Genomic DNA, 16,581 nt, shown 5'->3' with positions numbered 1-16,581 from the left:
GCCCCTCAGATCGCCCCCGGCGTGCCAGGGGGACTGAGGCTGCCGTCGATGTTGGGCACCATCGCGGGGGCCGGAATGCCGCCTTCCGCTGCGTTGTCTCCCGGTATCCCATCGTCCGCCGGCGTCTCGAATGCGCCTCCTCCGCAGAGCGGATGCCGCCACCCCAACCACCCGCATGCCGGATCCTCTTGGACGGAGAGGGGACGAAGGGGGACGGGGTTTACGTCGGCGCCCGCGCCAACCGGTGCGGCGTGCGCGGCCGCGATCGCACCCATCGCGGCCGCTCCGGCAACTGCGGCCCCGGCGGCAATCCTCACCAGCGATCCGCCTACGCTCATCTGCCGCTCCTTCATCCGGACCCAGAGGGTGAATTCGCCGTTCGCGAAAGTGTCACGGGACATGCTCGCAGCTTCGGCGCGGATTTGGGCGGAATATCCGGAGTTGGCGGTCAAAAGCCCGCGGAGACATTGATTTTGACGCAATGGTCAAATGCGGTGCAGTGCCTTCGTCGGGAGAGGTATCGCCCATCCGGCTTCAGTAATCCCAGACGTCTGGCACGTAGCGGAAAGCGTTGCCCGCGACCGCCACCCGGCAGACGGACGGGAACGGCAGGTGAGTGGCGACCAACGCCTCGCCGGTCGACGCGAGCTCGCGCAACAGGCGCACGCGAACTCGGGCCGCCTCCTCGGGGTCGTGTTCGAAACCGTTGAACCAATCCGGTTCGTCGAAGCCGACCTGGAACACGGCATCGCCGGCGAACGTCAACCGGTCGTCGCCGGACGCCAGGCGGACGATGCTGTGTCCGGGGGTGTGACCGCCGGTCCGAGACACGAGCACCCCCGGCGCCACCTCGTACTCCGACTCGAACGTCCGCAGGTTGCCGCGATACTCGTCGAGGAACCGCGAAGCGGTCGAGCGAAGCACATCGGGAATCGGCTGCGGCATCGTGGTCTGGGAGAAGTCAGGCGCCTCCCAGAACTCGGCCTCGGCGGCGGCGGTGTGGACTTGCAGGTCCGGACGTAGGCGGTCCTTCAGCCCGTCGGCGAGCAGGCCACCGACGTGGTCCATGTGCAGGTGGGTGAGCACCACGTCGGTAACCGATCCGAGGTCGACGCCGGCGGCCTCCAACCGCCGAATCGTCTGCCCGGCCCGGGGGAATCCCGGGAATTCCAGTCCCAGCCCCGCGTCGACGAGGATGGTCCGGTCACCGCTCCGCACCACGACCACATTCAGCGGCCAATCGACCACGTCCGTCGGCAGGAAGTTGTGGCCCAGCCAGGCCGCGAGGTCGGCAGAGTCGGCATTGGTGGCCAACGTCGATGCGGTGATCGGCAACACCCCGTCGCTGATCACGAGCACTTCGATGTCACCCACTTGTACCGCGTAGCGCGATGGCACCAACTCGTCGACACCCTGCGTGCCGAGGTGTGAAATGTTGTCCAAGCTCATGCTGTTGTCCTCCTGTGCGGCGTTCTCTACGACATGGTGGAAATGGCTGTCTTCTCGTAGAACGCCCGCCGGTGTCAGGAGTTATCCAGCGATCGTCACCTCGGCTGTTGGCGGTGCGGTGTGCTCGATCTGCTCGCGGAGGATATCGCCGTGGCCTGCATGCCTGGCGAACTCTTCGACCATCGCGAGCAGGGTCCATCGCATGCTGACCGTGCCTTCCCGTGGGTTGTCCTTGGTGTCGTCCAGGTCGAATCGCGCCGCGATCGATCGCGAGCGTTGGCTTGCCCGCTCGAATTCGGCGATGACGTCTGCCAGCGACTCGTTGTCGGCGACGGCGAAGGTGCCCTCGTCACGGCGTGAGTACCCATCGCACTCGGATTCATCGAGTCCTGCCCAGAACCGTTGGAACCAAATCCGTTCCGCGGCAGCAGCGTGCTTGAGCAACGAGATCGGTGTCGTCAGCGATGCGACGAGTCGTCGGCGGGCATCGACTTCGGACAGTCCGCGCGCGGTTTCGATGAGCGCCGCGCGGTTGCGGTCGAGCATGCTCTCGATGATCGCCCGCTCGGTTCCGACGGTAATCATGTTGGTAGTCATCGGCTTTCACTCCATTCATGGTGTGGTGGGGCATGGGGTTCAAGCTCGGGATTGATGACACGCGCGGTGAAGCTCGGACCGCGGGACGACACGTCCGGTGTCGGGAATGACCGAAGAGAATGCGCGCCGCGCGGATTCAGCGCGGGTTCGGCATCGACAGGGTCAGTATGTCCGAGATTCTCGTTTCGGGCTACATCTTTGACGGCGCGCCGTTGCGGGACGCGCGGTTGTGGGTAGGCGGCTTACACCCGGCTCTGTGCCAGCTCGGCAAGGTGCTTGAGCGAGTTGTCGAGGTGTTGCCGGTCGAACGGCGGGAACGCGATTTGTTCGCGTATGGCCGACGGCACCGCTGACCAGTCGTAGGTCAGCGTGACCTCTGTCCGATCGTTGTCGACAGGATCGAGGTCATAGCGCCAGAACCAGCCGCCGAAGTCGAGGTCGGCGTCGTCGGTGCCTTGGCCAGGCAGCCACGCGATCGCATGTGGTGGGGAGAAGACCTCGACCCGGTTGGCCACCTCGTAATGCATTCCCCCGTAGTTGTTGTGATACATCGCCATCCGGAAGATCTGGCCGACTTCGGTCAGCCGCTTGCCGTCGAACGGCTCCCGCACCCAGCCGGTTCCGTCGATCGCCTGATGTGTGCTCGGGTCGGCAAGCACGTCGAATACGGTTTGGGCCGGCGCGTCGATCGTGCGCGTCGATCTCATGGTGTCAGACATACCGTACTGACCGACGGTCGATCGAAAACTCATCGGAACCGAGACGCGTTCACCCGTCAGCGAGGCGGTCCAGTCGCGATTGGGCTTGCATCAGAGCGGATTCGGCGGTTCGGACTCTCTTCTGCAGCTTGTCGGCCGAGCGCTGCGCATCGTCGAGCTGCGCAGCGGATGCCTCGAGGTCACGCTCGGCGGCGGCGAGGGCCTCGAGCTGTTTCTCGTAGCGCCTGCGTGCTGTCGTGACGTTGTCCTTGCGCTCGGTCACGGTGGCGAGCGCGTCGTCGTGCGCGGCGCGCGCCTCGTTGAGCTCGGAATCGGCGGCGTCGCGCTTGCGCCGGGCCTCCTCGACCGCGGCGATGTTCGGGCGTGAGGGCTTCTTCGTCGACGGTTGTGGGGTAGTCCGTGCTGCGGCGGGCGGGGTACCCGGCCGGGTCTGAGTGACCACCGCGGCGGATGCTCCGAAGTCACCGAAGCCCGACCACTCTTCAGCTTTGGACAATCGGCCCAAACGCGCGGCGACCTCGGGATCGGCGACCGCGGCCTGCAGCGTGGCGGTGACGTCGTCGCGCAACGCCGCCGTGGGGTCGCGCAGCTCGGCGGCCGCAAAGCCGGCGCGGGAGAGCTCTTGTACAAGTTTCCGCTGTGCCGTGGACAGTTCGCGGATCCGTTGTCCGTCCATCTCGGTGTGCGCGGCGCGTAGGGCGTCGTGCAGTTCGGTCAATCTCGGGACCACCGTCGCGTCAGTCAGCGCGAGCAGATTCACCACCCACGCCGCGGCTGTCGGTCGTCGCGCCGCGGCGATCACCTTGGCACCCTCGGTGTCACCGCGTTTGCGCGCCGCGGCCGCGAGTTCCTTGCGCCTTGCGGTGAATTCCTCCGGCCGCAGGCGGTAGAGCGAGTCGAGGTCGTCGTCGACGGTCACCGGCACCTCACAGCAAGGGATGCCGCGTCGGTAGCCGGGCGCGACCGGCAGCCACGGCCCTGCGGGATCGGCATGTTCAACGCTTTCACCAAATACGATCGTAAGCCGTCATCCGCGAACCGTGCGCTTTCACTGCACGGTAACCCGGCGTAAGCCGCGAAGCGACAATGAGCTCAGCCATCCGAGTCCGACGGCGATCGAAATGCGCTGCAGAACTCCGCTTTTGCCGCGAAGCGGCGACTGTCCTTTGATGGCGGCGCCGAAAAGAACCAAACTGCCCGCCATTGCCGTGCTCGTGCCTGCGGAGTAGTAGGCCCAGCGGTAGTCGCTGCTCCGCGCGGCGGTTGCCGCGCTCGCCAGGCCGGCGATGGGAATGCCTGCAAAAACCGGGAGCCCGCAGAGATCGTGCAGCTGTCCAATGCGAGTCCGCCGGGGCGGGACGGAATTCACCGATGGTCGGTTCTCCACGTCTGAATCCGCACCGAAGGTGTCGCGACCGTAGTCGGTGACGAACAGCCCAGAGCCGACGAACCCGAGGCCGGCTCCTGCGATCAGCGCCGGGACGGCGCGGGGTCCAACGAGCCGCCGGTCGCAGCGGTTGAGACCTGCTGCGGCGCACACATAGAGAACCCCCGTGATGACGAAGTTGGCGCGCTGCTGCCAGCCTTGAGGACCGATCGCGAGCGAACTGACCGGATGGCGCCGCCAATCGTAGCCGCGACGGGCGGCACCGATCACGGTGAATGCCGTGACGAAGAACGGCCCGGCGAGTACCCCGCAGAGAATCTGAGCAGAACGCGTGCGCGATGAGCGGCGAATGGCAGACACTGGGCCCACGCTACTGACGTCATGTTCGATCGAGATACCTTCTTGCGTCGTCTCCTTGGCGGCTCGGCCATCGACTTACAGAGTCAAGGCGATACCGAGTCCACGTTACGGGCGATCGTCGACGGTGCCGTTGCAGTGGTGCCCGGAGATCGCCCGCAGGTTGAAGAACACGAAACCGGGCTGCGTTGCCTTTGAAGGGCAGGTCAGCGCCCGGTGAGTACTGCATTCCCGACCGTTTGGTCGGAGTCGAGCAGCTCATGACCGTTCGGTGTCTGGTGTCCTCATGTCCGTCAACGGGAACTCTGAGACCATGACCAAGCGCATCCTGAACGTTGTCACCAACGTTGCACACTACGAGGACCCATCCGAACCAACCGGGCTGTGGCTGTCGGAGCTGACTCACGCCTATCACGTGTTCGCCGAAGCGGGTTATGAACAGAAGATCGTCAGCCCGAACGGTGGCCCTTCACCACTGGAGCCACGCTCGTTGAAGTTTCCCAACTACGACAAGACCGCGAAGGCGTGGAGAGCCGACGACGCGAAGATGGCACTGCTGGCCAATACCGCATCACCCGCTGAGATCGACTCCGCGGATTTCGATGCCATCTACTTCACCGGTGGGCACGCGGTCATGTTCGACTTTCCCGACAGCGAGGGCCTGCAACACATCACCCGGGAGATCTTCGAGCGTGGCGGAGTGGTGTCGTCGGTCTGTCACGGTTATTGCGGACTGCTCAACACCACGCTGTCGGACGGATCGCTCTTGGTCGCCGGACGAAGGCTCACAGGGTTTGCGTGGTCGGAGGAGGTGTTGGCCCGGGTCGACAAGTTGGTTCCCTACAACGCAGAGGAAGAGATGAAGAAGCGCGGCGCCCGGTACGGGAAGGGGCTCATTCCCTTCACTTCGTACGTCATGGTCGACGGTCGGTTGGTGACAGGGCAGAACCCCAAGTCCGCCAAGGAGACAGCCGAGAGAGTCGTGACTGTGCTGGAGGGCTGAGCCGGTGCACACGATGAGCTGATAGGCCGTGCTGATACACCCGAACGCTCCCGAAGTTCGTCGGAACGTCGCGCACGAGGTCCGGGTGTGGACTAAGTGCCCGCACCTCGCCATACGCCGCCAAATAGTGCCGCCGCGGCGACGGCGCTGAGCTTGGGCCGTGAACCGCGATGGCCTCACACGACAACGGCGGCCATGCCGGCAGCGACTGGTCGCTACCGGCACGGCCGTTCCGCAGCATGTACGTTTGTCAGCCCGGCTGTCCGGTTCCCAGTGGCCCTGGCAGCGCGGCCGTGAAGAAGCTGTGGCAGGCCTCCACCGCCGGTTGGAGTTCGGGAATGCTCCGGGCGCTGACATCACCGCGCATCTTCGAGGTGTCGATGAGGGGGTCACGTGCAGTGGCCGGGTCAGGGAAGTCCGGAACCCCGTTGTCGCGCACGCATTGAGCGAATTTGAGCGCGGCGTCCTGCTGGGCGGGAGTGCGTTGTGCGTCGGTGGACCAGCCCGGCGGCTGCAGGTTCGCACACGCACCGACGGCGTTCACCCACGTCGCCTTTGACACCGAGACTCCGCCGTAGGGGATCGCGCCGTCTGCGTTCGGATTCGGGAAGTCCGCGACGCCGTTGGCCCGCATGCACTCGGAGTACTTCACTGCCTGTTCTCGACTGTCAGGGTCAGCGACAGCCTGCGCGGCGATGGCCAAACCAGCCGAGCCGATCAAGGCGGTCATGGCGAGGGTGACGAGCGGTCGGTGGGTGTGTGCTGAGTTGTGTTTTGTCATGGCCGCCAGTCAACGCCCGGTCGTGTTGTCAGCGCGTATGCGATTTTCGATATGCCGACGATATCCGGCGGCTCGTAGGTTTAGAGGATGCGTGTGTTGGTGGTCGAGGATGAGCCCTACATGGCAACGGCGATCCGCGATGGTCTACGTCTGGAGGCGATCGCCGCCGACATCGCCGGTGATGGGGATACCGCGCTGGAATTGTTGAGCATCAATTCCTACGACATCGCCGTCCTCGATCGCGACATTCCCGGCCCCTCCGGCGACGAGATCGCCGAGCGCATCGTCGCCTCGGGTAGCGGCACGCCGATCCTGATGTTGACCGCCGCGGACCGGCTCGATGACAAGGCCTCGGGGTTCGGGCTCGGCGCCGACGACTATCTGACCAAGCCGTTCGACCTGCGTGAGCTCGTGCTGCGGCTTCGGGCACTCGACCGCAGGCGCGCGCAGAGCAGGCCGCCGGTGCGGGAGGTCGCGGGACTGCGGGTCGATCCGTTCCGCCGCGAGGTCTACCGCGATGGCCGTTACGTCGCGCTCACCCGAAAACAATTCGCGGTGCTCGAGGTTCTCGTCGCCGCCGACGGTGGTGTCGTCAGTGCCGAGGAACTCCTGGAGCGGGCGTGGGATGAGAACGCGGACCCGTTCACCAACGCCGTGCGCATCACCGTTTCCGCGCTGCGCAAGCGCCTCGGCGAGCCATGGATCATCGCGACCGTGCCCGGTGTCGGGTACCGCATCGACACCGCAGGGATCGGGCGCGAAGGAGCCGACCGTGGATAGAGCGCCAGGACTGAGCCTTCGCCTCAAGCTCACCCTGAGCTACGCCGGATTCCTCATGCTCGCCGGCGCCTTGCTGCTCGCCGCCGTGTGGGTGTTTCTGCTGCGGTACGTGCCAGACCGGATGATGATCATCCCGGGCAGCACTGACATCGAGTTCCCAAATGATGTCTTTCCCATCCGGTCCAGACTCCTGCACGTTTTCGCTCCGAGAGCCGCCGCCGTGATGGCGTTTCTCCTCGTGTTCGGTCTCTTCGGCGGGTGGCTGCTGGCCGGCCGGATGCTCGCGCCCCTGACGCGCATCACTGCCGCGACCCGGCTGGCCTCGAAAGGCTCACTCTCGCACCGTATCCGGTTGCCCGGACGCAAAGACGAGTTACGCGAACTCGCCGACGCCTTCGACACCATGCTCGAACGGCTCGAAGCCCACGTCGCCGAACAACAGCGATTCGCCGCCAACGCCTCTCACGAACTGCGCACGCCGCTGGCGATTACGCAGACGCTACTCGACGTGGCCCGTCAGGATCGCACTCGTGACACCGGCGAACTGATCGAACGCCTCCACGTCGTCAACACCCGGGCAATTGACCTCACCGAAGCACTGCTGCTCCTGAGCCGCGCCGATCAACGGTCCTTCGCCCGCGAGCCTGTCGACGTATCGCTCATCGCCGAAGAAGCCGCGGAAACGCTGTTGCCTCTCGCGGAACGGCATGGCGTGACCCTCGAGATTTCCGCCGATTTTGCCCCCACCACCGGGTCACCCGCGCTCCTCCTGCAACTCGCAACGAACCTGTTGCACAACGCGATCGTGCATAACCTTCCTCAGTCCGGAACCTCATGGGTCAGGACCGGCGTCCGCGCCAACAGCGTTGTGCTGACTGTCGAGAACACCGGCGAAAAGCTGTCCCCACAATTGGTTTCGACTCTCGTGGAACCGTTTCAGCGGGGCGCCGAACGCATCCACGCCGATCACGACGGCGTGGGCCTCGGCCTGGCAATCGTCAACAGCATCGCGCAAGCACACGACGGCACCCTCACCCTCGAGCCCCGGCCCGCCGGCGGGTTGTGCATCACGGTCGAACTACCCGCGAGGGCGTAAGCCACTCACTTACCCCACTGGAATACCTTGCCAGGGGGCCGATTCAGTTCAACCGCTCGGCGAGGTGGACCTCGACGTCGTCACCGTCGCTTTTCCCGATGGCCTTGCGGATGGCGGCCGCGACCGGAAGTTTGTGGGTCCCGTCGCCCAGGGCCATGAACGCTCCGGTGAAGGGCTGGCCGTCGATGGTGCCTGCGACCTTGACCAGACCTCGGGTGCCGAAGATCGTCGCCGAGTCAGGTAGCTGCACGCAGGTCCAGGTGTCTCCCGGACGTACTTTGCCGAGACGAGCGGTGAAGGTGATGTTCAAGGCCTGCGGTTTCGTCATGATGATTGTGGTCCTTTCGTGTCCTCCAGGTAGACCAAGCCGTTGCCGTCGGGGTCGGTGAAGGAGAACATCGCCGGTATTCCTTCGATTCGGACGAGCTCCGGGTTGTGCAGGGTCACTCCGGCTTCGCGAACTGTGTCGTGGGCTTGTTGTGCATCGGGTGTGCCCATCCGGATCGCGATAGGGATCTGGCTGTCGGGCGGCAGGAGGACCAGGGAGACATTCGTGCCCGGCGGCACGACCTCGACCATGCGCGCACCCGGCCACACCTCCACGTCGGTGCGGAGCTCGAATCCCAGCACCTCGGTGTAGAACTTCAGTGCGGCGTCCTGATCAGACACCGGAACCGACACACTCAGCACTCTCGTTGTGATCGTCATGCCTGTTTAGACTCCGCTGCGCACCGTGACTCATCGCCGCGCAACCGAGACAGCGCAATCGCCGGTCAGGGGCCGATGCGGATGTGGCCGGGGCTCCACAGCCCACTGCGGGTAGAGGTGGCGAGGTCGAGCTGCCCTTCGGGAGCGTCGACGATGGTGTCGAAGCGACGGAGTGATCCCCAGTCACGGCCCCAGTCTCGGTTGAGGTAGGTGGGCATGACGTGTGCGCGCAGCAGCAGGTCGGTTATGCCGATCGGCCCGCCGTTCTCACCGGATTGCCAGGTGTCGGGCATCTCGATCTTGGCTGGATAGTCCGGTGAGATGCGGTAGTGGGGGACCTGGGTGACGCCATTGGCGTGGAGCATCGGTTGCTGGCAGGGAAACACCAGGCCGACGGCCCAGTCGAGCAGGATCGGCTGCTGACTGCCGAGAAACTCCTGAAGGGAACGCAACTCGGGGACGCGCGGCGGGGTGAACGCAACCCAGTCACCGGGGTCGAGTGATCGGTCGTCGGCCAGGATCCGCACGTACCGCGCGTCATCGGGAATGTCGGTTCGTGGGAATCGTAAGTTGCGCCAAGCGGGTTGGGGTCCGATGTCGTAGGGGGTGAGCCGACCGGCGGTCTGGGGTACGCCGTCGGGACCCGGTGTGGCGTATTCCAGGGCGACCGTCTCGGCATCGGCGTGTCCGGACTGCGCGTTGTCTCCGGTGATGGTGCCCGCCGCGGTGATCACGACAAGTGGGTGGGCAGAGTCGGCGGGCGGCAGCTCGTACCATGCCGATACCGCGGTGGCGGTCTGTTGGGCGCCGGCGGTAAAGCTGCCGGCCACCGGCACGCGGGCGGGGTCGAGGCCGTAGGGCAGCGGAACGCTTGAACCGTTGACGCCGGGCCGGTCGAGGGCGGTGGGGGTGTCCCAGTCGTGGTCGGTTCCGTGTTTCGGGCTGCTCTGCCAGATCGCCTCGGCCAGCGTGTGTGTGGGGATTCCATTGGGGTGAAACCCGATCGGCCGTGTCCCGCCGAGCGGCCCGAGCGGTTCCACCGGGTTGCGCAGCGCCGTAAGGAAGCCGTGGTTGGGGTCGGGCTCGACGAGAACGTCGTCGGACAAGCTGCAGCCGCCGGCAAGCGCGCGCAGGTTGGCCCATCCGTTGGAATACGACGGGTATTGGCGGACCGCACCGGTGAGCATGGATCCCAGGCCCACAACGACCATGAGCGCTGCCGCCCACGGGATGGGGGCGGCGGTCAGGGCACGGCTGAGTCGAGATTCGGGACGCCGGGAGGCGGTGAGGTGGAGCCATCCGGCGTATGCGGCGGTGAGCAGGCACGCGACGAACGCGATGCCGCTGACGGTGATGGGTCCCCAATGGGGGCTGCTGTTGTTGAACGGCACCCCGTAGCTGGAGACGTACCAATAACCGTTGGTGGAGGCGAAACACAGCGCCACGACGAACAATACGGTGGCCAGGAACGCCAGCCGGTTGCGTTGTGAGCGCAGGACCGTCGACGCCATCAGGACGGTGGCCAATGCGGCCATGGCAGCACCGACAGCGGCGAACAGGCCGAAGTGGTGAATCCACTTGGTGGGGGTGAAGGTGAGCAGGAAGATGGTCGCGAGGATGGTGCCCATCAATCTCCACGCCGGTCCGCGCGCGACACCGGGTATCCGCTTGTGGCGCAACATGAGAAGCATCGACGGCAGTAGGCATGCCATCGTGATCAGAATCCCGAACCGTCGCGACAGTGCGGCGTCGGTGGTGGGCAGGATCAGATAGAAGTAGCGAAGGTTCTCGGTGTACCAGGGTTGGCTGGGCCCGATAGCGGTCCGCACCCGGGTAGCTTCCAGCACAGTGGCGAAAGTCTGGTCGGCGAAGATCACCGTCAACACCACGAACCCGGCCGCGGCTATCGGCAGCAGGATCGGCCAGATCCCCACCGCGCGCGCCCGTTTGACAATGACACGTAGCACGGGGCGGCCGCCGGCCAGCAGGGCGGCCACGGCGATCAAACCGGTCGGTTGGATTCCCAATGTGAACGCCGCGACGACGACGGCCAACGCGGCGGGGGTGACGCGGCTGGAGATGATGGCGCGTTCGATCAACACGTAGGTGATGAGTGCACCGGTGGCGATCTGCCCTTCGGGGCGCAGCCCGTTGTTGAACGGCATCCACGCCGCGATCAGGACCAGCGCGGCCGCCCACACCGCGGCTCTGTTGTTGGTGACCGCTGGGCCCAAGCGAGGCAACACTTCTCGTGACAGCAGCAGCCAACAGACGAGCATGCATACCAGATCGGGTAGCCGAAGCCACACGCTGGCCTGGCTGACGTGGGTCATCGTGGCGATCAGGTGGTAGTACCAGCCGAACGGATCTTCGGGGCTGCCGAACCATCGGAAGTAGTTGGACATGTAGCCGGCATGCCCTGAGACATTGGCCATTTCGAACTGATAACCATCGTCGGAGGATCCGGCGCCGGTGACGAACCATGCCACCGACACGACGATGACGGTCGCGTCGACGGCGGTGAATGTCCGCCAGCGCGTCGGGATCGGCTGGCGTGCGCGGTGCCCGTCGAGGCGGTCCAGGCGCCACAATGCCAGTAAGGCCAACGCCGTAGCGGCAATCCCGACCACCATTGCGAGGAGCTTGAGCGGCGTCGGCGAACTGGTGTAGCGGGTATCGATAGCCGCGGACACCGACAGGCCCGGCGGGGCAGGACCGGTCAGATCGGTGAAGATACCGACGATCTGTGGCCGCAGGTTCGGATCGGCGAACCCGCGCAGCGGAGTGTCTGCGCCGGGATCGGTGAGACCGACGACCGCGGCGAATGTGCCTGCCTCTGACGACGACACCTCGAGGCGTTGACACCCCGGCTCGGCCATGCGCGACCGCGGCACGCTCAGCACGGCCACATTGCGCACGATCACGTCAACTCGTTGTTCGGTCACCGTCACGAACAGGCCGTTGAGAGTTGCCTGCTTGCCGGCCTCCGGTGCGGTGCCGGTCACCAGTCCGCCGGATCGGGGCATGGCGTCGACAACCTCACATGGGATCGACATGCTCAGCGACAATGGAGTCAGCGTGATCAACGGTGCCGTCACGCTGCTCAATTGCCCCTGCTGCGGCCAATTCAACGTCGCAGTCGTCTGAACGACAGGCAGAACAGGGATCAACGCACTGGCGACGAACCCGGCAAATCCTGCGACGATCGCAACCCAGCGCGCCAACCGCACGCCGCGGCGCTGTGCGCTGCGGGCGTCGTCGCTATTGATCGTTTCGCCATCAGCAAGGGTGTCGCTGACTGCCGTCACCGCGCAGCAGCCTGAATTATGTTCCCTCCCATTGGACAACCAATATCTGAAGCAGATGTTACAGTCAAGCGTGCCACGTCCGATCGACCATGCCAAACGTGAAGAACTGCTCGCCGCCGCGGGCGTCGTTCTCGCGCGCACCGGCGTCATCGACACCTCACTACGAACGCTGGCCGCTGAAATGGGTACCAGCGCACGCATGCTCGTGTACTACTTCGGAAGCAAGGAGCAATTGATTCTCGAGGTGATGGTTCGCCAGCAGCGGGCAGCGATACCCGAGACCGACGATCTGGAACTGCCGGCCTCCATAGAAGCCCACCGTCAGTGGTGTTTTGACGACTGGCACGCCTGCACCCGTGGTGAGCGCCGCGACAACCTACGTGTTGTCCTGCAAGTTTTCGGTGCCGCCTGCGGCGTCGACAGCCCCTATCGCGAATACACCTGGGACACCCTGTCGTTGCTCACCCGCAATTCGCAAGCCCGCCTCGAAGCGCTCGGCATGCCCACCCATGTGGCCGAAACTCGCTCACGCATAGCACTCGCGGCCTTCCAGGGATTCATCATCGAGTACTTCACCGCCGACGACCCCGCACACGTCGACGACACGTTCGCCAGGTTCGTCGACGAATTCCTCCTCGCTCCATTCGAGCCGGCGCGGCGGCCCAGAAAGCGGTGAGGCACGTGACATGGAAGCGCTCCAGCCGCGGAGAATTCTCGGGTCATCGCTGAGAGGCCGTTGTCAGTGGGATAGGGGCGTTCCGCCATACTGGCCCGGTGGGGGAATCAGATGCGGCGTAGCTGCCGTCGGCTTAATTGCACGACATCAGGCGGCGCGGATCTGTGACACTGATACTCATCGCCGCAGGGCTGGCCTTGGCGGTCGTGCTTGTACTGACCCCTTTGTTGATCCGGATGTTCACCCGTTTGGGATTGGGCCAGGAAATCCGTGACGAAGCCCCAGAGAGTCACCAGCGCAAGCGCGGAACGCCCACGATGGGCGGCCTTTCGATCCTCACCGCGATCTGGGCAAGCTATCTGAGCACGAATCTGATCGGGCTCGCGTTCGGTGGCGCAGGCCCGTCGGCGTCTGGGCTGCTCGTCCTCGGGCTGGCCACCGCGCTGGGCGCGGTCGGCTTTACCGACGATTACGTCAAGTTGCGGCGCTCACGGAATCTCGGCTTGAACAAGAGGGCCAAGAGCGCTGGGCAACTGATCGCAGCGGTCCTCTTCGGTGTGCTCGCGCTGCAGTTCCGCAACACCGACGGTCTCACGCCGGGAAGCGTCGAGCTTTCCTATGTCCGCGACATCGCCGTGTTCACGCTGACGCCCGTGGTGTTCGTGCTGTTCTGCATCGTCGTCGTCTCTGCTTGGTCCAATGCCGTCAACCTCACCGACGGCTTGGACGGGCTCGCCGCAGGTGCCATGTCGATGGTGACGGCTGCTTACGTGCTCATCACCTTCTGGCAGTTCCGAAACCAATGTTCGGTCACGCCAGGCCCCGGTTGCTACCTCGTCCGTGATCCGCTCGATCTGGCGCTCGTCGCGGCCGCGACCGCCGGCGCCTGCATCGGATTCCTTTGGTGGAACGCCGCACCCGCCAAGATCATCATGGGCGACACGGGTTCACTGGCATTGGGAGGCATCATCGCCGGCCTCTCGGTGACCAGTCGCACCGAGATCCTGGCCATCATCCTCGGCGCATTGTTCGTGGCCGAGGTGACCTCAGTCGTCGTCCAGGTCGCAGCGTTCCGCACCACCGGCCGGCGGGTGTTTCGCATGACCCCGCTCCATCACCACTTCGAGCTGATGGGTTGGCCAGAGAGCACACTGACCATTCGATTCTGGCTCGTTACCGCCATCGCGTGCGGCCTCGGTGTCGCACTCTTCTACAGCGACTGGTTGGCAGCCGTCGGAGCCTGAGCAACCGGCTCAGCTCGGAATCTCGCCCGCACAGGGGTTGCTCTTCGGTGTATTCGATGTTCACGGGCTGTGCTACTTGATGCGCGATGTTGTCAGGTATACCCTGACAACATCGCGTCAGGGCAGGCCTGACACTCTGGTAGGGGGATGAGGACATGGGAAAAGCCGTGTCGGCAGTGATGTACTGCTCGTTCTGCGGACGTGAATCACGTCAGGTCGACAAGCTGATCAGTGGTCTGGGCGTGTATATCTGCGGCGATTGCGTATTCAAATGCGTTGCAATCCTGGAGGATCGGCGCGATGAAGACATGCCTCCGCTGAAGGATCGCGAGGAGTACTCAGACGACGAATTGCTGGACGAGATTCCCCGGGTGGCAGCAACGACAGCCAATGTCGAGGCAGATCTGCGCGCCCGTGTGAGCGAGCTTCGGCAGCGCGGAGTGGCGTGGTCTCGGATCGCCGCGGCGTTGGGCGTGACACGCCAGTCCGCCTGGGAACGCTTCACCCATGACGACAAAGAGTCATGAGAAGTTCACTGGGTACTCTACGGCCGCAGAATCTCTGCAGGGGGCACAGTTTTAACGAATGTGCGTGCTGCGGCGGCGAGTTTCTCGTCCGCGGTGGCGAGTGCGTCCGCCTGCAGCTGGGTCAGTGCGATGTACTCGGCCTGATAGGTGTCCGGCCAGTTCAGTTTGTCGGCTATCTGCCATGCGTGGTGCTGCAATACCCGGTCGCCGAGAAGCCGGATCCGCAACCCGCGAATGTCGTCGAGCACCTTCCGACCCGTCCGTTCATCGATTTCGCCGCGGTGCACCGATTCGTAGACGAGGGCGAGCGCCTGTGAACGCAGCAGGGTGGGAGCGGCCAGACTGTGCTCCGGTGGAATGGTCGCGCCGCCGACGGCGAGGTCGATGGCTACCGCTGCGTCGATGACGAAGATTGTCATGCCAGTACCGTCACATGGACTGCAGGTGTCTCGCTACCAGGCCCACACCGACGCTCACATGCTCAACTTCCGGCGTGACTCACCGGATGCTCTCCGCGAATCTCGCGAGTTGATCTGCGACTGTGCCCCAACCTTCGACGAAACCGAGCTCGACATGAAGATTCTTGGCCGCTGGGTCGCCGTGGCGTGCGACGACGCGGTAGTCCGTGCCGTCCGCATGGTCGTACATGGTGACTTCGGCCGTCATCGAGATGGGAGCGGGGTTCGCGGGGCGCCACCCGCTGTCAACGGCGTTGGTGAACACCAACCGCTCGAACTCGTCTACGAGTAAAAAGCACGCATCCAGATGTGGCACAAATTCCCCGCCGTCATCACTCATCCGCGTGACGAACGCGCCGCCAGGGCGAACTTCCAAACGCTCGACGCGGCAGACCGTGGGCGCCGGAATCCACCACTGCGCCAAGTTGTCTGGGTTGGTCCAGGCTTCCCACACCGCTTTGCGGGGCGCGCGGATGATCCGTTCAACACTGAGGTCGAGATCAGGGTTCATGTCTTGTCCTTCTGGTTGGGGTGAGTGACGAACTGCTCCAGTCGGTCGGTGCGTTCCTCCCAGATGCGCCGCTGTTGCGCCAGCCAGTCGTCGACGACCGCTAGCCGTTCCTGGTTGAGCTGGCAGGTGCGTACGCGGCCGGCTTTCGCCGTGTGGATCAATCCGGTCGACTCGAGCATCCGCACGTGCTTCATGAACGAGGGGAGTGTCATCGTGGCCTCGCGGGCCAGATCTCCGACACTGGCCGGTCCGCGCCCGAGTTGGTGAATCACCGCCCGTCTGGTCGGGTCAGCCAGAGCGAGGAAGACCTCGTCGAGTTCGGCCGAATACTGTGCCACGAGGCTAAGTATTCACCGTTGCAATAGTTAGCGCAAGGGCTAAGTGTTACGTGGTCGATGGGCGGTCGGCAAACGGGCAACTCTCTATGGATCATGCGGACACAAGCCGCTGTTCACGCGACCCTTCCTGGAGTTTTGCTGAATTCGGGATGTTCGAATACAGTTCTCCGCTAACTGTGACTGTGCGGTAATGCCAGGCAAAGTGACACAAATCACATCAAAGCAAACAGGGGCGGTTGTTGCTTCGGGTGCGATGTGTCGGCGGCGCGCTGATTTCTCGGCGGTGCCGCAGCTGCTGTTGTTAGCAAACTTCGGCTGAGTTGCACGCGCCAGGTCGGCGTCGAGCGCCAACCCGGCAGGCCAGTGCGCAGTCCATCCCGGTTCTCAGCCGAGAGCGGGGTGGTGGGGGGCGGTCCAACACGGATCCACAAATTCAAACCCCACAGAAGAGAGCTGAACCATGCCGAAAGCCGTCCTGCCGATCGGGGCGTTCGGAGACCAGAAGCAAGTAAAGAAAGTCCTCGCCACCGTTTTTGTGGCTGTTGGCCTCGGTGGGGCCGCCTTGCTTCTTCCTCCGATGCACGAGAGCCCGGCGGTCGCCCTCAATCCACCGTCGGCGGGCGGGGCGGTAATCCGCCCGCC

Annotated in this window: 19 protein-coding genes and 1 pseudogene; 7 read left to right on the top strand and 13 right to left on the bottom strand. The window is 64.5% G+C overall.

Features of this window, described 5'->3' with window-relative positions; all coding sequences use genetic code 11:
- Positions 1–5: 5 nt before the first annotated feature.
- The 6 genes from AWC31_RS35255 to AWC31_RS35230 all read right to left on the bottom strand — a co-directional run bounded on the left by AWC31_RS35255 (position 6) and on the right by AWC31_RS35230 (position 4,512).
- Positions 6–338 carry a hypothetical protein gene (locus tag AWC31_RS35255; protein WP_131807588.1) on the bottom strand — a complete coding sequence of 111 codons (333 nt, stop codon included), beginning with the start codon at positions 336–338 and terminating at the stop codon, positions 6–8.
- 196 nt (positions 339–534) lie between these two features.
- Entirely contained in the window at positions 535–1,449 is a 915-nt protein-coding gene (locus AWC31_RS35250) for an MBL fold metallo-hydrolase (RefSeq protein WP_067855639.1), read from the bottom strand.
- Between the two features lie 81 nt (positions 1,450–1,530).
- A complete protein-coding gene (locus tag AWC31_RS35245) occupies positions 1,531–2,046 on the bottom strand; it encodes a DinB family protein (protein ID WP_085150349.1) in 516 nt (171 codons plus the stop codon).
- A 242-nt stretch (positions 2,047–2,288) separates the two neighbouring features.
- Positions 2,289–2,753, bottom strand: coding sequence for an SRPBCC family protein (locus tag AWC31_RS35240; protein ID WP_374214060.1), 465 nt, complete (start codon positions 2,751–2,753; stop codon positions 2,289–2,291).
- A gap of 61 nt (positions 2,754–2,814) precedes the next feature.
- Positions 2,815–3,684, bottom strand: a complete 870-nt coding sequence (locus AWC31_RS35235; protein WP_085150626.1) for a hypothetical protein — start codon at positions 3,682–3,684, stop codon at positions 2,815–2,817.
- A gap of 129 nt (positions 3,685–3,813) precedes the next feature.
- Positions 3,814–4,512, bottom strand: a complete 699-nt coding sequence (locus tag AWC31_RS35230; protein WP_264052046.1) for a DUF998 domain-containing protein — start codon at positions 4,510–4,512, stop codon at positions 3,814–3,816.
- Positions 4,513–4,822: 310 nt separating this feature from the next.
- Here AWC31_RS35230 and AWC31_RS35225 point away from each other — a divergent pair, with 310 nt between their 5' ends.
- Complete coding sequence (locus tag AWC31_RS35225) at positions 4,823–5,512, top strand: type 1 glutamine amidotransferase domain-containing protein (RefSeq protein WP_085150624.1); 690 nt, start codon at positions 4,823–4,825, stop codon at positions 5,510–5,512.
- Positions 5,513–5,762: 250 nt separating this feature from the next.
- Here AWC31_RS35225 and AWC31_RS35220 read toward each other — a convergent pair whose 3' ends face one another.
- A complete protein-coding gene (locus AWC31_RS35220) occupies positions 5,763–6,293 on the bottom strand; it encodes a hypothetical protein (protein ID WP_085150342.1) in 531 nt (176 codons plus the stop codon).
- An 87-nt stretch (positions 6,294–6,380) separates the two neighbouring features.
- Here AWC31_RS35220 and AWC31_RS35215 point away from each other — a divergent pair, with 87 nt between their 5' ends.
- Together AWC31_RS35215 and AWC31_RS35210 are read left to right on the top strand one after the other, a co-directional pair.
- On the top strand, positions 6,381–7,073 hold the full coding sequence (locus AWC31_RS35215; protein ID WP_085150340.1) for a response regulator transcription factor: 693 nt from the start codon (positions 6,381–6,383) through the stop codon (positions 7,071–7,073).
- A complete protein-coding gene (locus tag AWC31_RS35210) occupies positions 7,066–8,169 on the top strand; it encodes a sensor histidine kinase (RefSeq protein ID WP_085150338.1) in 1,104 nt (367 codons plus the stop codon). The genes AWC31_RS35215 and AWC31_RS35210 overlap by 8 nt, the downstream gene beginning before the upstream one ends.
- Before the next feature lie 43 nt (positions 8,170–8,212).
- Here AWC31_RS35210 and AWC31_RS35205 read toward each other — a convergent pair whose 3' ends face one another.
- The 3 genes from AWC31_RS35205 to AWC31_RS35195 all read right to left on the bottom strand — a co-directional run bounded on the left by AWC31_RS35205 (position 8,213) and on the right by AWC31_RS35195 (position 12,146).
- Positions 8,213–8,497 (bottom strand): DUF1905 domain-containing protein, encoded by a 285-nt coding sequence (locus tag AWC31_RS35205; protein WP_085150336.1) that lies wholly within the window; start codon positions 8,495–8,497, stop codon positions 8,213–8,215.
- Positions 8,494–8,877, bottom strand: a complete 384-nt coding sequence (locus AWC31_RS35200; protein ID WP_067855614.1) for a VOC family protein — start codon at positions 8,875–8,877, stop codon at positions 8,494–8,496. The genes AWC31_RS35205 and AWC31_RS35200 overlap by 4 nt, the downstream gene beginning before the upstream one ends.
- A 65-nt stretch (positions 8,878–8,942) precedes the next feature.
- On the bottom strand, positions 8,943–12,146 hold the full coding sequence (locus tag AWC31_RS35195) for an arabinosyltransferase domain-containing protein (protein ID WP_234817125.1): 3,204 nt from the start codon (positions 12,144–12,146) through the stop codon (positions 8,943–8,945).
- A gap of 19 nt (positions 12,147–12,165) precedes the next feature.
- On the opposite strand from AWC31_RS35195, the gene AWC31_RS35190 reads away from it, so the two are divergent.
- The 3 genes from AWC31_RS35190 to AWC31_RS35180 all read left to right on the top strand — a co-directional run bounded on the left by AWC31_RS35190 (position 12,166) and on the right by AWC31_RS35180 (position 14,632).
- Complete coding sequence (locus AWC31_RS35190) at positions 12,166–12,861, top strand: TetR/AcrR family transcriptional regulator (protein WP_234817109.1); 696 nt, start codon at positions 12,166–12,168, stop codon at positions 12,859–12,861.
- Between the two features lie 164 nt (positions 12,862–13,025).
- Positions 13,026–14,105, top strand: coding sequence for a phospho-N-acetylmuramoyl-pentapeptide-transferase (mraY, locus tag AWC31_RS35185; RefSeq protein ID WP_085150334.1), 1,080 nt, complete (start codon positions 13,026–13,028; stop codon positions 14,103–14,105).
- A gap of 155 nt (positions 14,106–14,260) precedes the next feature.
- Positions 14,261–14,632 (top strand): ClpX C4-type zinc finger protein, encoded by a 372-nt coding sequence (locus tag AWC31_RS35180; RefSeq protein ID WP_085150332.1) that lies wholly within the window; start codon positions 14,261–14,263, stop codon positions 14,630–14,632.
- A gap of 17 nt (positions 14,633–14,649) precedes the next feature.
- On the opposite strand, the gene AWC31_RS35175 is transcribed toward AWC31_RS35180, so the two are convergent.
- The 3 genes from AWC31_RS35175 to AWC31_RS35165 form a co-directional block, all read right to left on the bottom strand.
- Positions 14,650–15,051, bottom strand: coding sequence for a type II toxin-antitoxin system VapC family toxin (locus AWC31_RS35175; RefSeq protein ID WP_085150331.1), 402 nt, complete (start codon positions 15,049–15,051; stop codon positions 14,650–14,652).
- Between the two features lie 79 nt (positions 15,052–15,130).
- Positions 15,131–15,601 carry an SRPBCC domain-containing protein gene (locus AWC31_RS35170; RefSeq protein ID WP_085150329.1) on the bottom strand — a complete coding sequence of 157 codons (471 nt, stop codon included), beginning with the start codon at positions 15,599–15,601 and terminating at the stop codon, positions 15,131–15,133.
- Positions 15,598–15,939, bottom strand: a complete 342-nt coding sequence (locus tag AWC31_RS35165) for an ArsR/SmtB family transcription factor (RefSeq protein WP_085150327.1) — start codon at positions 15,937–15,939, stop codon at positions 15,598–15,600. Before AWC31_RS35165 ends, AWC31_RS35170 begins: the two co-directional genes overlap by 4 nt.
- Positions 15,940–16,399: 460 nt before the next feature.
- On the opposite strand from AWC31_RS35165, the pseudogene AWC31_RS37695 reads away from it, so the two are divergent.
- A pseudogene (locus AWC31_RS37695) lies at positions 16,400–16,581 on the top strand (hypothetical protein); the annotation flags it as partial.

Origin of the sequence: Mycolicibacterium wolinskyi (genome assembly GCF_002101965.1) — a bacterium.
GTDB classification, from domain to species: Bacteria; Actinomycetota; Actinomycetes; order Mycobacteriales; family Mycobacteriaceae; genus Mycobacterium; species Mycobacterium wolinskyi.
This window is presented reverse-complemented; position numbering and strand designations above follow the sequence as displayed.

What these genes read in the sequence shown, in the direction of transcription:
- AWC31_RS35255 (WP_131807588.1), bottom strand. Translation starts at nt 338, where the DNA reads ATGAGCGTAGGCGGATCGCTGGTGAGGATTGCCGCCGGGGCCGCAGTT.
- AWC31_RS35250 (WP_067855639.1), bottom strand. Translation starts at nt 1,449, where the DNA reads ATGAGCTTGGACAACATTTCACACCTCGGCACGCAGGGTGTCGACGAG.
- AWC31_RS35245 (WP_085150349.1), bottom strand. Translation starts at nt 2,046, where the DNA reads ATGACTACCAACATGATTACCGTCGGAACCGAGCGGGCGATCATCGAG.
- AWC31_RS35240 (WP_374214060.1), bottom strand. Translation starts at nt 2,753, where the DNA reads ATGAGATCGACGCGCACGATCGACGCGCCGGCCCAAACCGTATTCGAC.
- AWC31_RS35225 (WP_085150624.1), top strand. Translation starts at nt 4,823, where the DNA reads ATGACCAAGCGCATCCTGAACGTTGTCACCAACGTTGCACACTACGAG.
- AWC31_RS35220 (WP_085150342.1), bottom strand. Translation starts at nt 6,293, where the DNA reads ATGACAAAACACAACTCAGCACACACCCACCGACCGCTCGTCACCCTC.
- AWC31_RS35215 (WP_085150340.1), top strand. Translation starts at nt 6,381, where the DNA reads ATGCGTGTGTTGGTGGTCGAGGATGAGCCCTACATGGCAACGGCGATC.
- AWC31_RS35205 (WP_085150336.1), bottom strand. Translation starts at nt 8,497, where the DNA reads ATGACGAAACCGCAGGCCTTGAACATCACCTTCACCGCTCGTCTCGGC.
- AWC31_RS35200 (WP_067855614.1), bottom strand. Translation starts at nt 8,877, where the DNA reads ATGACGATCACAACGAGAGTGCTGAGTGTGTCGGTTCCGGTGTCTGAT.
- AWC31_RS35180 (WP_085150332.1), top strand. Translation starts at nt 14,261, where the DNA reads ATGGGAAAAGCCGTGTCGGCAGTGATGTACTGCTCGTTCTGCGGACGT.
- AWC31_RS35175 (WP_085150331.1), bottom strand. Translation starts at nt 15,051, where the DNA reads ATGACAATCTTCGTCATCGACGCAGCGGTAGCCATCGACCTCGCCGTC.
- AWC31_RS35170 (WP_085150329.1), bottom strand. Translation starts at nt 15,601, where the DNA reads ATGAACCCTGATCTCGACCTCAGTGTTGAACGGATCATCCGCGCGCCC.